This is a genomic window from Clostridium sp. JNZ J1-5 (assembly GCF_053901425.1).
This window is the reverse complement of record NZ_CM132773.1, coordinates 199023-213408: the sequence shown is the minus strand read 5'-3', so window position 1 is coordinate 213408 and position 14386 is coordinate 199023. Positions and strand designations below refer to the sequence as shown.

The window sequence follows — 14386 nt, the reverse complement described above, 5'->3', positions numbered from 1 at the left end:
AGAATGGGTGAGAATATTGGGTAATAAGGTAGCCATTGGCTTAAGTGGAGGTGTAGACAGCTCTGTTGCAGCATATTTATTACAAAAGCAAGGATATGATGTAATTGGCATAACTATGCACCTTTGTCCAGAAGTTGAAGTATCTGATGACGCAGAGAAAGTAGCTAAAAAGCTAAATATACCACATTATGTTATAGATTTAACAAAAGAATTTAAAGAACATGTTATAAATAACTTTGCAGAAGAGTATGTGAATGGAAGAACCCCTAATCCTTGTGCTGTATGCAATAAGTATATTAAGTTTGGAGCCATGCTAGATAAAGCTAGAGAATTAGGGGCAGATTTTATAGCTACAGGGCATTATGCAAAAATTGAGGAACATAATGGTAGATATTTAATTGTCTCAGCAAAAGATAACCAAAAAGATCAAACATATATGTTGTACAGCTTAAGTCAAGAAGTAATTAAGCATATGTTAATGCCTTGCGGAAATTATACTAAAAGTGAAATAAGAGAAATTGCAAAGATGATAGGGCTAGAAGTTCATAACAAAAAAGAAAGTATGGACATTTGTTTTATACCTAACAATAATCACGGAGAATACATTAAAAATTTAAAGCTAGGGAAATCTATAAAACAAGGCAATTTTGTAAATGAAGAAGGTAAAATTTTAGGAAAACATAAAGGAATTATATATTATACTATTGGACAAAGAAAAGGTCTAGGGCTATCTTTAGGTGAACCGGCCTTTGTAATAGACATAATTCCAGAGAAAAATGAAATTCTAATAGGAAAAGAAGATGGGATTTTTAAAACCACTTTAATAGCAAAAGATGTAAACTTTATTCCATTTGATAAATTGGAAAATACAATGGAAGTAAAAGCTAAAGTAAGATATTCTGCACCTAAAAGTGATGCATCTATAACAATGATGGATAATGGTAGGGTAAAGGTTATGTTTAATGAAAAACAACGAGCTATAACAAAGGGACAAAGGGTTGTTTTTTACATACAAGACCTTCTATTAGGTGGAGGTACTATTGAAGAGGTAATTGAATAATATAATATTAAATAATTAGAAGCTTTAGATATAGTAATAATATATCTAAGGCTTTATTTATTTACATTGTCAATTTAAGAATATTATTAATTATACATGGAAAGAATAATTATAAAAATTGTATTGGATGAGATATTGAATGTACAGAAGTAAGGATTTCATGTTGATGGATGTAATAGGGATTAATGGTAGGAAGATGGGATTTATAAGGGATGTGTTAGTAAATTTCCATAGCGGTTATGTTATAGGTTTTTGTATTTCACCATATAAAATTTTTCAAAAGACACATTCTATACTAAAAGAAGATATTATAACTTTTAATTCTCATATGGTAGTAAAAGAAACAAGAGATAATAAAGGGTTAAAACTTTCAGAGTTTAAAGGAATGGACGTTTTTGATATCAACGGGAATATTGTAGGAATGATCGAGGATATAATTTTTGATAATAATACATTTAAAATTAATGGAGTAGTTATTTCTACAGGACTTATTAGAAACTTGATAGATGGAAAAAAAATATTTTTAATAAGCGAATTAATACTTGGAGAAAAAAACGTTTTGTATTTTAATGAAAATACAAAAATGTCTTTTGTAACTATACCACATGAGTTAATGGAAGTGGATTATGATGAATAAAATATTAAAAAATAAATTTATAAAACCAATAATATATTTTATAGTTATAGCTATTTTTATATTTTTAATAGTTAAAGTAACAATAATAAAAGAGATAATATCTTTAATTATACTATCATTTATACTATCCTATACTTTAAGACCTCTATATAAGGCTCTTATAGAAAGAGGCATAAAGTCACAAAATGCTGCTCTGATTCTAATATTAAGTTTGGTTATAGGGGCTATAATTATTCTTACAGTTTTAATACCATCGGTATTTAGAGAAAGTTTAAGCTTAGGTAGCTCATTAGAGGAGATAGAACAATACACTAGTAACCTATACCATAAAATGAGATTGATAGGTAACAATAAAACTATATATACTATTTTTGATAATATATATAATAAAGCAAATAACTTTCTAATTCATCTTTTTGATAAGCTCTTAGATACTACAGGAGAATTAGGTGAAAATGCATTGGCTTTCGTGATTGTTCCAATAATAACTTATTATTTTTTATCGGATAGTGAATACATAGGAAACAAGCTTCTTTTACTATGCCCTTTAAAGGGAAGAAAAATAATAAAAAAGATAAACAAAGATATAGATAAAATATTAGGAAGATATATTGTTGGTCAGTTTATGTTGTGCGCATTAGTTAGTATATTAACTTTTATTATATTATTTTTCTTAAAAGTAAAATTTCCTATAATACTTTCTATATTAAATGGTTTATTTAATATAATACCTTATTTTGGACCTATATTTGGAATGGTACTTCCCGTGATTGTTGCTTTTTTAACATCATCTAAAACTGCACTATACACTATTATATGGTTATATGCTGTACAATTAGTAGAAGGAAACATATTATCGCCAAAAATAACAGGTGAAAGTGTCAGTATGCACCCTTTAGTTGTTATAGTTCTACTTTTAATAGGTGGAAAGGTTGGAGGGTTTTGGGGAATGGTTTTAGCGGTTCCTATTGGTGTTATAATAAAAGTAATATACGATGATTTGAATTATTATTTATTTTAATAATATATAAGTATTTCTAGAATATTGACATAAATGCTATTTTTTCTTATAATCAAACTATCTTTACTTTGAGAGTGCATATAATTATATAGCAAGGTGATGAATGGAATGAGTAAATATTTTAGTGTCATATAGAGAGGAAGTGGTTGGTGTAAACTTCTTGATACGAATATTGAAGCTATCTAGGAGCCATAATGTTTTTAAGAGGTATATTTTACATAATTGAGATTTGTGTATTGTATATAATTAGGGTGGTACCGCGAAAACTTTCGTCCCTTTAGGGAGTGAGAGTTTTTTTTGATTAGAAGAGATGTAAACACAAAACATATTTTAAAGATATTATAATGGAGGTAATTACGAATGCAAAAAATGGGATTAAATGAAGTTAGAGAAGCATATTTGAAGTTTTTTGAAGGAAAACAACATTTAAGACTTCAAAGTTTTTCACTTGTACCTAAAAATGATAAGAGTCTTTTATTAATAAATGCAGGTATGGCACCACTGAAACCATACTTTACAGGATTACAAACTCCTCCAAACAAGAGGATCACTACTTGCCAAAAATGTGTAAGAACAGGGGATATTGAGAATGTAGGAAAAACATCTAGACATGCCACTTTCTTTGAAATGCTTGGTAATTTCTCTTTCGGAGATTATTTTAAGAATGAAGTAATTCCTTGGGCATGGGAATTTGTTACAGAAGTTTTAAAGCTACCTAAAGAAAAGTTATACGTTACAATATATTTAGATGACGATGAAGCTTATGAAATATGGACATCTAAAACTGATGTTAATCCTAAACATATTTTTAGATTGGGAAAAGAAGATAATTTCTGGGAACATGGGGTAGGACCATGTGGTCCATGTTCTGAGATACATTTTTATAAGGATAATGGTGAAATAGTTTCAGCAGAAGATTTTGTAGAAAAGTCTGAAACAGATAGAGCTGTTGAGTTTTGGAATCTTGTTTTCACACAATTTGATAAAGATGAAGAAGGAAATTATAACAGATTAGATTTCCCTAATATTGATACAGGTATGGGACTTGAAAGAATGGCTACTATAATGCAAGGGGTAGACACAATATTTGAAGTTGATACTATAAAGAGCATACTTGACAAAGCATCAGAATTATCAGGAGCTAAATATGGAGAAGATAAAAATAAAGATGTTTCACTAAGAATTATAACTGATCATGTAAGAAGTGTGTCCGTTATGATAAGTGACGGAGTTCTTCCATCTAATGAAGGCAGAGGCTATGTGTTAAGAAGATTGCTAAGAAGAGCTGCAAGACACGGAAGAACATTAGGTATAAATGGTGCATTTTTACATAAAATAGTGGATGTTGTAGTTAAAAACTCAGGAGAGGCTTACCCAGAGTTAAAAGAAAAAAGTGACTACATTAAAAAGGTAATTTTATTGGAAGAAGAGAGATTTGGAGAAACAATTGATTTAGGAATAGAAATACTAAAAAATTATATTAATGATATAGAAGAAAATAATGAGAAAATGCTATCAGGAGAAAAAGTATTTAAATTATATGATACTTACGGATTCCCTGTTGAATTAACGGAAGAGATACTTGAAGAAAAAGGAATAAGTGCAGATATTAATGGATTTAATGAAGAGATGAAAGCTCAAAGAGCAAGAGCAAGAGCAGCTAGAGCAGAAAGCACTTATATGGGAACAGATGTTAAAGTATTAGATACAATTCCTTCAGATATAGAAACAAGATTTGATGGATATAATAAATTAAAATTAAATTCTGTTGTGAAGGCTATTATAAAAGATGATGAGTTCGTAAGCACAATAGAAGAAGGATCAAAAGGCATAATAGTTACAGAAGTTACTCCTTTTTATGCAGAAATGGGCGGTCAAGCAGGAGATAAAGGAATCATATTTAATGATAAATTTACTGCAAAGGTTGAGGACTGTAAAAAGAATATTGGAGGCAAGACAGTTCATTTTGTAGAAATTTTAAATGGTACTATCAATGTTGATGAAGAAGTTACATTGGAAGTAGACAAAGTAAGAAGAGGAAAGATAGCTAAAAATCATAGTGCTACACACATGCTTCATGCAGCATTAAGAGAAATTTTAGGAGAACATGTTCACCAATCAGGATCATATGTAGATGATGAAAGATTAAGATTTGATTTTACTCATTTTTCAGCTATGACTCAAGAGGAGTTAAAAAAAGTAGAAGATTTAGTGAATGAAAAAATAATGGAATTATATCAAGTATCTACAGATGAAATGACCTTAGAAGAAGCTAGACAATCAGGAGCTATGGCATTATTTGATGAAAAATATGGTGACAAAGTAAGAGTAGTTAAAATGAGTGACTTTAGCGTAGAACTTTGTGGAGGAACTCATATAGAGAATGTAGGTAAAATAGGTCTTTTCAAAATAATTTCAGAAAGTGGAATAGCTGCTGGAATAAGAAGGATAGAGGCTGTGACAGGGGAAAATGCATTACAGTTCATTGAAAAGAAAAATGAATTATTAAGAGAAATTTCAGAAGTTCTAAGATGTTCAGAAAAAGATATAATAAGCAGATTAAGTCAACAAAATGCTGAAATTAAGGAAAAAGAAAAGGAAATATCTATTCTTAAATCAAAACTTGCTAGTGGCTTAGAAGAAGATATAATAAATAATGCTAAAGAAATAAATGGAGTTAAAGTTGCAACAGGCATATTAAAAGATTTAGATGGTGATGCATTAAGAGAGCTAGGAGACAAGGTTAAAGATAAGATTGGTAGTGGATTAGTGGTTCTTGGAAGCTCAACTGCAGATAAAGTACAGTTCTTAGCAATGGCTACAAAAGATGCTGTTTCTAAAGGCGTTCACTGTGGAAATATTATTAAACAAATAGCTAAAATCGCAGGCGGTGGCGGCGGTGGAAGACCTGATATGGCTCAAGCAGGTGGTAAACTACCAGAAAAATTAGAAGATGCAGTTAGAGAAGTAGAAAAAATTATGGAAAATTTAGTAAAATAGTATACTTTTTATTGAATTTGGTTTATAATAAACTTAAACAATATTACAAATGAAACTGCATGTCTTGAAAAGGGGTGAAGCAGTTATGAGTATTAATGAAAATACTATGCAATTCGATATTCAGAAAAATAAGAAAGATTTAACCAGAACTATCCTGACACAAGTAAATGATTCATTAAAGGAGAAAGGGTATAATCCTATTAATCAATTAGTTGGGTATTTAATTTCAGGTGATCCTACTTATATAACTAATTATAATGGTGCAAGAGCACTAATTAGAAAATTAGAAAGAGATGAAATACTCGAAGAAGTTTTAAAAGCTTACTTATCAATAAAATAAAAATGCCCTTATGGGCATTTTTATTTTAACATTACGCATAATAAATTTAAGGAGAAACCTTATGAGAGTACTTGGTTTAGACGTTGGAGATAAAACAATAGGAGTTGCAGTTAGTGATCCATTAGGCTTTACAGCACAAGGCATTACAACGATTAATAGAAAAAATGATGAAGCAGATATAGATCAACTAATAAAAATATGTAGTGAATATAGTGTAGAAACTATAATTTGTGGTCTCCCTAAAAATATGAATGGAACTTTAGGGGAGCAAGGTCAAAAGGTTTTAGATTTTTGTAAGCTAATAGAAAATAATATAAAACTTCCTATTAAGATGTGGGATGAAAGATTAACAACAGCTGCAGCACAGAGGGCAATGTTAGAAGCTAATATGTCAAGAGCTAAAAGAAAGAAGCTTGTAGATAAAATAGCGGCAACTTACATATTACAAGGATATTTAGATAGTATATAACATTAAATTAAAAAAGGAGAGAATATAAAATGGAAAATGAATTCAGCACAATTGTTTTTAAGGATGATGAAGGTAATGAAGTAGAATTTGAACTTATAATGAAATTTGATATTGAAGAGAATGAGTATGTAATCGTTGCACCAGTTGATGATGAAGAAGCTGAAGCTGTTGCACTAAGAATAGAAAAAGATAGTAATGGTGAGGATATATTTGTTACTATTGATGATGATGATGAGTTCCAAATGGTATCTGAAGCATATGAAACATTAATGATGGAGAACGAACCATTAAATTGAATATAGCAATTAATATATAGTAGTAATGATTATCAATTGACAAATATGGCTTTTAATATTAAACTTATTGTGGGTTAATGATTTAGGAATAAAAGAAAATATTTTCAAGTGATGGAAATGAGGTATTAAAATGTCAAACGTTTCTCTAACACAAATTGAAAAATTAAAAGAACAATTAAAAATAAAGGGATACAAATTAACTCCACAAAGAAGAGCAGTAGTTAATATGGTAATGCAAAATAAAGGCAACCATCTTACTGCGGAAGAATTATATGATCTTGTAAAAAAAGATTGTCCGGAAATTGGATTAGCTACAATATATAGAACTATACAACTTTTAGAAGAAATTGGGGTTTTATGTAAACTTAATTTAGATGATGGATGTAATAGATATGAACTAGTTGATCAGGAGGAATCGCATCAACATCATCATCTTATTTGTAAAAAATGTGGCAAAGTTATAGAGGTTGAAGAGGATTTACTAGACTCTATAGAAAAAAATGTTGAGGAAAAATATAATTTTAAAATAGAGAATCATAGTGTAAAATTTTTAGGCATTTGTAATGAATGTTTATATAAATAAATAAAAGATATATATTATAAAGAAGGAGGGTAGGGTATTGAGAAAGGAAAAAGATAAAATAAAGATAATTCCTTTAGGTGGACTAGATGAGATTGGAAAAAACTTAACTGTAATTGAGTACAAAAATGAAATAGCTGTAATAGATTGCGGACTTAAATTTCCAGATGACGAAATGTTGGGTATAGATGTTGTAATACCTGATGTTGGATATTTAATAAAAAATAGAGATAAGGTTAAAGGAATATTTCTAACTCATGGACACGAAGATCATATAGGCGCACTGCCATATATACTAAAGGAATTAAATATACCCGTATACGGAACAAAATTAACATTAGGAATTGTTGAAAACAGATTAAAGGAAAGTGGATTACTAAGTTCATCTACTCTATATCGAGTACAGCCTAGAGATGTGATAAAACTTGAAAACATGTCTATAGAATTTATAAGGACTAGTCACAGCATTGCTGATTCATCTGCAATTGCCATTCACACTCCATTAGGTATTATATTACATACTGGAGATTTTAAGATAGACTATACCCCTATAGATGGTCAGGTAGCAGATTTTGCTAGGTTTGCTGAATTGGGTAAAAAAGGTGTTATTGCCATGATGGCTGACAGTACCAATGTAGAAAGACCAGGATATACAATGTCTGAGAGAACTGTAGGAGAAACTTTTGAGAACATTTTTGCAAAAGCACAAGGTAGAATAATAGTTGCTACTTTTGCATCTAATATTCACAGGATTCAACAAATAATTACAGCTTCAGCTAAGTTCGATAGGAAAGTTGCAGTTTCTGGAAGAAGTATGGAGAACATTGTAGGAGTTGCTTCGGAACTTGGATATCTAGAATTTGAAGAAGGAACTTTAATCGGTATAGATGATATAAAAAAATATCCTAATGAAAAGATAACTATCATTACAACAGGAAGTCAAGGGGAGCCTATGTCTGCCTTGTCAAGAATGGCTTCTTCAGATCATAAAAAAGTAAATATTGTGGTAGGTGACATGGTAATTATCTCTGCTACACCTATACCAGGAAATGAAAAGTTGGTTTCAAAGGTGATAAATCAGTTGTTTAAACAAGGAGCCAATGTTATATATGAAGCATTAGCTGATGTACATGTTTCAGGGCATGCTTGTCAGGAAGAATTAAAGTTGATGCATACATTGGTAAAACCTAAGTTCTTTATTCCTGTTCATGGAGAGTACAGAATGCTAAGGCAGCATACTGACCTTGCAATGAAATTAGGGATGCCAGAGGAAAATGTAGTTATAGCTGAAAATGGTGATGTAATAGAAGTAACTAAGGATTATATAAAGAAAAGTGGATCTGTTATGTCAGGTCAAGTTTTTGTTGATGGACTTGGCGTTGGTGATGTTGGAAATATAGTATTAAGAGATAGAAGGCATTTATCTCAAGATGGAATTTTAACCGTTGTTGTAACAATAGCCAAAGAAAGTGGGAAAGTTATAGCGGGACCAGATATTATATCTAGAGGATTTGTTTATGTAAGAGAGTCAGAGGATTTAATGGAAGAGGCTAGACTTATAGTAAGAGATGCATTAAGAGAGTGTGAGGAAAATTCCATTACTGAATGGGCTGTTATTAAATCCAAAGTTAAAGAAGTTTTGAGAATGTTTTTATATGAAAAGACTAAGAGAAAACCTATGATATTGCCAATAATAATGGAAGTATAAATAATAATAGAATTTTGGAGGTGCTATTATTAATATATATGATCAAGTTCATGAACTTGCTAATTCAATAAAAAATTCTGATGAACTAAAACAATTGATAGAAGCAAAGAAGAAAGTAGAAGAAAAAGAAGTAGGTAAAAAGATAATTGAAGATTTTAGAAAAATTCAATTTGAAGCATATACTGAGCAAGTTGAAAAAGGTAATGTTGGTGAAGAAACTATGGAAAAGCTAAAAAACATAGGATCTATCATTTCTGCAAATTCTGAAGTTTCTAATTATTTTCAAGCTGAGGCTAGATTTGGAGTATTATGGGAAGATATTATGAATATATTAAACGAAGCAGTTAATATTGATTCATAATTAGATAAAGATTCTACAAAGATTGACTTTTTAAGAGTATAATATTAGAATAGATATGTTAATTATAAAATTGGATACTTAATTAGTATCCAATTTTTGTTTGCACGTTTTGCTTAAAAGTAGAAAAATTGGAGGAAATAGAATGGATTTATTTACAAGAAATGACATAAGAAATATTGCAATTATTGCTCACGTTGACCATGGTAAGACAACGTTAGTAGATGCTATGTTAAAACAAAGTCATGTTTTCAGAGAAAATGAAAAGATTGAAGAAAGAGTTATGGACTCTAATGATCTTGAGAAAGAAAGAGGAATTACAATATTATCAAAAAATACCGCTGTAATGTACAATGGTGTTAAAATAAATATAGTTGATACCCCTGGACATGCTGACTTTGGAGGAGAAGTTGAGCGTGTTCTTAAGATGGTAGATAGCGTTATTTTGGTAGTTGATGCTTATGAAGGACCTATGCCACAGACAAAGTTTGTTCTAAAGAAAGCTTTGGAACTTCATTTAATGCCTATGGTTGTAATTAACAAAATTGATAAACCAAATGCAAGACCAGAAGAAGTTATTAACGAAGTATTTGATTTATTTGTTGAACTTGGTGCTGATGATGATCAACTTGATTTCCCTATAGTGTATGTTTCAGCTAAAAATGGCTATGCTAAAAAGGAAATTGTGGATCCAGAAGAAAATATGATACCTCTACTAGACACTATAATAAAAAATGTTAAAGCACCTACTGGCTATTTAGAACAAGGCTTACAATTATTGGCAACAACAATAGATTATAACGAGTATGTAGGAAGAATTGCAATAGGTAAAATTGAAAGAGGAATAATCTCTAAAAATCAACAAGTTACTGTAATTCAAAGAGATGGATCTAAGAGAAATGTAAAAATTTCTAATTTATATGTGTATAATGGATTAAAGAGAGAAGAGGTTCAAGAGGCTAAGCTTGGTGACATAGTTGCTGTTGCAGGTATACCTGATATTAATATCGGAGAAACAATTGCTGATACATCAAATCCTGAAGCACTACCATTTGTAGAAATTGATGAGCCTACATTGAGCATGTATTTTATGGTAAATGATTCTCCTTTTGCAGGACAAGATGGAGAGTATGTTACTTCAAGGCATTTGAGAGATAGACTATTTAAAGAACTAGAAACAAATGTTAGTTTAAGAATAGAAGAAACTGACTCAGCTGATTCATTTAAGGTAAGCGGAAGAGGTGAACTTCACCTTTCAATTTTAATTGAAACAATGAGAAGAGAAGGCTATGAATTCCAAGTATCTAAACCATCAGTTATATTCCATGAAGAGAATGGAAAGAAACTTGAACCTATTGAGTATTTAACAATTGATGTTCCAGAAGAATTTATGGGAGTTGTTATGGAAAAATTAGGACCAAGAAAAGCAGAAATGATAAATATGACATCTGCTGTTAATGGTTATTCAAGATTAGAATTTAGAATCCCAGCAAGAGGATTGATAGGATTTAGAAATGAATTTATGACAGATACAAAGGGAAATGGAATAATGAACCATGTATTCGATGGATACGAGCCATTTAAGGGCGAAATTCCAGAAAGAACAAGAGGTTCACTTGTAGCATTTGAAACAGGAGAAGCTGTAACTTATGGTTTATTTAATGCTCAAGAAAGAGGAAGATTATTTATATCACCTCCTACTCCGGTATATTCTGGAATGGTTGTTGGAGAATGTTCTAGAGCAGAAGATATAGATGTAAATGTATGTAAGAAAAAACATTTGAGTAATACAAGATCTTCAGGCTCAGATGATGCATTAAAACTTGTTCCAGTTGTTCAAATGAGTCTAGAGCAATGTCTTGAATTTGTAGCTTCAGATGAACTTGTTGAAGTTACACCTGAAAATATAAGAATGAGAAAAAAACTTCTTGATAGCAATGAAAGAAAAAGAGCTTCAAGAAAATAGGATTTAAATATTATGAGGGTGAATCTATGAGAAAGAAAAAAATGCTTGCTCTAATTATACCTGTTATCATATTAGCTTTATTAGGATTTAAAATATTGCAAGATATTAAACACCCTTTTTCTACTAAAATTGGTGAAACACCAATTTTAGTAGATGAAGGGGATTCTTTATTTAATGTTGTAAATAGTTTAAAGAAAAAAGGTTTGATTAAAAATGAATTCCTATTTAAAATTTATATAAAGAAAAATAATCTTAATACAAACATTAGACCTGGTGAATACTATGTAGATAATAGTCAAACAATTAGAGGTTTCGTAGATATGTTAAACAAGGGGACTAAAGATGGAAGCTATGTTCAAGTTACTATTCCAGAAGGATATGAAATTGAGCAAATAGCAGCATTGTTAGATGCAAAAGGCATAATTACAAAAGAAGAATTTTTAGAAAGTTGCAAAAAATATAAAGTTCCGAGTTATGTTAAAGTTAGTAATAAGTTAAAGTATGCATTAGAAGGATATTTATTTCCAGACACCTATGAATTTAAAAAAGGAACTAAAGGTGAAGAGATAATAACTAGAATGTTAAAACAATTTGAAAATGTATTAAAAGATATAAATAAAAAAGACATAGATAATATTCATGAACTTATAACAGCAGCTTCTCTTATAGAAAAAGAAGCTAGAATTGATGAGGATAGACCTAAAATAGCATCAGTTCTCTATAATAGATTAAATAAAAATATGATGCTCCAAATGGATGCTTCTGTTTTATATGCTATTGGAAAGCATAAAAATAGAGTTACATATGAAGATCTTAAAGTTAAGTCTCCATATAATACTTATATTATAAAAGGATTACCGCCAGGACCAATCTGTAGTCCAGGAAAACCTTCAATAGCAGCAGCATTAAATCCTCTTAAAACAGATTACGTTTTTTATGTTTTAGAAGACAATAAAAAGCATTACTTTACTAATAACTATAAGGACTTTTTAAAAGCTAAAGAAAAATATAAGAATAGAGTAAAATAACTATATTTTCTTTAAAGGAAAGCTATTTTCAAAGTTTGGAGGAGTTTTAATGAGCGGAATAGCGCAAGACTATATAGTAGATTATATAAGAAATTTAATATGTGATGAAGTCGGAATTTTAAAAGATTTAGAAGATTTTGCCGATAGAGAACATGTGCCTATAGTACAAAAAGAAGTTGCAAATTATTTGAAATGTATGGTTACAATTCAAAAACCTAAGAAAATATTAGAATTGGGTACAGCAATAGGGTATTCAGCCATCCTCATGGAATTAGCTTCTAAAGGTCAATGCCATATAACTACCATAGAAAGAGATAAAAACATGATAGATATAGCTAAGCAAAATATAATTAAATCTGGGTTTGAGGATAAAATAACAGTAGTAGAAGGAGATTGTTTAGAGGTACTCCCTACAATTTCAGGTGAATATGATTTGATTTTTATGGATGCAGGGAAAGGTCATTATAATGATTTTCTTCCATATTGTTTGAAACTCTTAAAAAAGCAAGGTATAATAATTGCGGATAATGTTTTGTTTAGGGGAATGGTGGCTTCTAATGAGTTAGTCCAGAGAAGAAAAATTACAATAGTGAAAAGGATGAGGAGTTATTTAGAGATGGTTTCCAATGATAAAAATCTTATAACTTCTGTAATACCTATGGGAGATGGTATTGCCATTACAACAAGGAGGGATACTGATGATTAAACCAGAAATACTGGCACCTGCTGGAAATGTAGAAAAATTAATAACGGCTATAGATTTTGGAGCAGACGCTGTATATTTGGGTGGAAGCAAACTAAATCTAAGAGCATTAGCGGATAATTTTGATACTGAAGATTTGAAAAAAGGCATTAGTTATGCACATAATAGAAATAAAAAAGTATATGTTACAATAAATGTATTCCCACATAATGAAGATTTAATTGGACTTGAAGATTACTTAAAGGAATTAAATGAACTAGGTGTAGATGCTATAATAGTATCAGATCCTGGCATTATAATGACAGCAAGAGAAGTAGTACCAGATTTAGAATTACATTTAAGTACACAGGCAAATAACGTTAATTATAAGGCGGCAGAATTTTGGCATAAAAATGGTGTAAAAAGAATTGTTTTAGCAAGAGAGCTTTCTTTAGAAGAGATAAAAGGTTTAAGATCTAAACTTTCTAGCACTTGCCAGCTAGAGGCATTTGTACATGGTTCTATGTGTATGGCTTACTCTGGAAGATGTTTACTTTCAAATTATATGACTGGCAGAGATTCTAACAGAGGAGCTTGTTCTCAACCTTGCAGATACAAATATAATTTAGTTGAAGAAAAAAGACCAGGAGAGTATTTCCCAGTAGTTGAAGATGAAAACGGAACTTATATTTTAAATTCAAAAGATTTATGTATGATAGAACATATACCCGAACTTATGGAAGCAGGAATAGACTCTTTTAAAATAGAGGGAAGAATGAAAAGTACTTTCTATGTAGCATCTATAGTAAAGGCATATAGGGAAGCTGTAGACTCTTATATATCTAATCCTCAAGGATACAAAATAAATCCGAAATGGATAGAATATTTAATGAAACCTAGCCATAGACAATATTGCACTGGTTTTTATTTTGGAGAACCAAATAAACAAATATATGATTCATCTTCATATATTAGAGACTATGATATAGTAGGCATAGTTAAAGATTATGATAAATACAAAAAAACTGCTACTATACAGCAGAAAAATAGAGTTTTTAATGAGGATACAGTTGAAGTTTTAAGATCTGAAGGAGATAGCTTTGAAGTAAAATTAAAAGATATGAGAGATAAAAATGGTGAAAAAATTGATGCAGCGCGTAATGCTGAAATGATTTTTACTTCTACTACAGATATTGAATTACAAGAAAAAGATATACTTATTAAAGCTAGGGAGAATTAGA

14 protein-coding genes and 1 other annotated feature are annotated in these 14386 nt (G+C 30.1%); all 14 genes read left to right on the top strand.

From position 1 onward, the window contains the following. Positions 1-13: 13 nt before the first annotated feature. Positions 14-1060, top strand: a complete 1047-nt coding sequence (gene mnmA / locus ACWW38_RS01125; RefSeq protein ID WP_456260387.1) for a tRNA 2-thiouridine(34) synthase MnmA — start codon at positions 14-16, stop codon at positions 1058-1060. 139 nt (positions 1061-1199) lie between these two features. After that, on the top strand, positions 1200-1697 hold the full coding sequence (locus ACWW38_RS01120) for a PRC-barrel domain-containing protein (RefSeq protein WP_456258996.1): 498 nt from the start codon (positions 1200-1202) through the stop codon (positions 1695-1697). Next, on the top strand, positions 1687-2718 hold the full coding sequence (locus ACWW38_RS01115) for an AI-2E family transporter (protein ID WP_456258995.1): 1032 nt from the start codon (positions 1687-1689) through the stop codon (positions 2716-2718). The genes ACWW38_RS01120 and ACWW38_RS01115 overlap by 11 nt, the downstream gene beginning before the upstream one ends. A gap of 90 nt (positions 2719-2808) precedes the next feature. Next, positions 2809-2998, top strand: a binding site (T-box leader). An 80-nt stretch (positions 2999-3078) separates the two neighbouring features. Then, a complete protein-coding gene (alaS, locus tag ACWW38_RS01110; protein WP_456258994.1) occupies positions 3079-5718 on the top strand; it encodes an alanine--tRNA ligase in 2640 nt (879 codons plus the stop codon). Between the two features lie 85 nt (positions 5719-5803). Beyond that, positions 5804-6058: an IreB family regulatory phosphoprotein gene (locus ACWW38_RS01105; protein WP_456258993.1), complete on the top strand. Its 255-nt coding sequence runs from the start codon at positions 5804-5806 to the stop codon at positions 6056-6058. 61 nt (positions 6059-6119) lie between these two features. After that, positions 6120-6527: a Holliday junction resolvase RuvX gene (ruvX, locus tag ACWW38_RS01100; protein WP_456258992.1), complete on the top strand. Its 408-nt coding sequence runs from the start codon at positions 6120-6122 to the stop codon at positions 6525-6527. 29 nt (positions 6528-6556) lie between these two features. Next, positions 6557-6823, top strand: coding sequence for a DUF1292 domain-containing protein (locus ACWW38_RS01095; RefSeq protein ID WP_456258991.1), 267 nt, complete (start codon positions 6557-6559; stop codon positions 6821-6823). 130 nt (positions 6824-6953) lie between these two features. After that, positions 6954-7406: a Fur family transcriptional regulator gene (locus tag ACWW38_RS01090; RefSeq protein ID WP_456258990.1), complete on the top strand. Its 453-nt coding sequence runs from the start codon at positions 6954-6956 to the stop codon at positions 7404-7406. 37 nt (positions 7407-7443) lie between these two features. Beyond that, positions 7444-9111, top strand: coding sequence for a ribonuclease J (locus ACWW38_RS01085; protein ID WP_456258989.1), 1668 nt, complete (start codon positions 7444-7446; stop codon positions 9109-9111). A 25-nt stretch (positions 9112-9136) separates the two neighbouring features. Further along, positions 9137-9472, top strand: coding sequence for a YlbF family regulator (locus ACWW38_RS01080; RefSeq protein ID WP_456260386.1), 336 nt, complete (start codon positions 9137-9139; stop codon positions 9470-9472). A 142-nt stretch (positions 9473-9614) separates the two neighbouring features. Beyond that, a complete protein-coding gene (typA, locus tag ACWW38_RS01075; protein WP_456258988.1) occupies positions 9615-11435 on the top strand; it encodes a translational GTPase TypA in 1821 nt (606 codons plus the stop codon). Between the two features lie 26 nt (positions 11436-11461). Continuing rightward, a complete protein-coding gene (mltG, locus tag ACWW38_RS01070; RefSeq protein WP_456258987.1) occupies positions 11462-12463 on the top strand; it encodes an endolytic transglycosylase MltG in 1002 nt (333 codons plus the stop codon). A 49-nt stretch (positions 12464-12512) separates the two neighbouring features. After that, positions 12513-13169, top strand: a complete 657-nt coding sequence (locus ACWW38_RS01065; RefSeq protein ID WP_456258986.1) for an O-methyltransferase — start codon at positions 12513-12515, stop codon at positions 13167-13169. Further along, positions 13162-14385 carry a peptidase U32 family protein gene (locus ACWW38_RS01060; protein WP_456258985.1) on the top strand — a complete coding sequence of 408 codons (1224 nt, stop codon included), beginning with the start codon at positions 13162-13164 and terminating at the stop codon, positions 14383-14385. The genes ACWW38_RS01065 and ACWW38_RS01060 overlap by 8 nt, the downstream gene beginning before the upstream one ends. Position 14386 lies beyond the last annotated feature (1 nt).

What these genes read in the sequence shown, in the direction of transcription:
- alaS (WP_456258994.1), top strand. Translation starts at nt 3,079, where the DNA reads ATGCAAAAAATGGGATTAAATGAAGTTAGAGAAGCATATTTGAAGTTT.
- ACWW38_RS01090 (WP_456258990.1), top strand. Translation starts at nt 6,954, where the DNA reads ATGTCAAACGTTTCTCTAACACAAATTGAAAAATTAAAAGAACAATTA.
- ACWW38_RS01105 (WP_456258993.1), top strand. Translation starts at nt 5,804, where the DNA reads ATGAGTATTAATGAAAATACTATGCAATTCGATATTCAGAAAAATAAG.
- ruvX (WP_456258992.1), top strand. Translation starts at nt 6,120, where the DNA reads ATGAGAGTACTTGGTTTAGACGTTGGAGATAAAACAATAGGAGTTGCA.
- ACWW38_RS01095 (WP_456258991.1), top strand. Translation starts at nt 6,557, where the DNA reads ATGGAAAATGAATTCAGCACAATTGTTTTTAAGGATGATGAAGGTAAT.
- ACWW38_RS01120 (WP_456258996.1), top strand. Translation starts at nt 1,200, where the DNA reads ATGTACAGAAGTAAGGATTTCATGTTGATGGATGTAATAGGGATTAAT.
- typA (WP_456258988.1), top strand. Translation starts at nt 9,615, where the DNA reads ATGGATTTATTTACAAGAAATGACATAAGAAATATTGCAATTATTGCT.
- ACWW38_RS01060 (WP_456258985.1), top strand. Translation starts at nt 13,162, where the DNA reads ATGATTAAACCAGAAATACTGGCACCTGCTGGAAATGTAGAAAAATTA.
- ACWW38_RS01065 (WP_456258986.1), top strand. Translation starts at nt 12,513, where the DNA reads ATGAGCGGAATAGCGCAAGACTATATAGTAGATTATATAAGAAATTTA.
- mltG (WP_456258987.1), top strand. Translation starts at nt 11,462, where the DNA reads ATGAGAAAGAAAAAAATGCTTGCTCTAATTATACCTGTTATCATATTA.
- ACWW38_RS01115 (WP_456258995.1), top strand. Translation starts at nt 1,687, where the DNA reads ATGATGAATAAAATATTAAAAAATAAATTTATAAAACCAATAATATAT.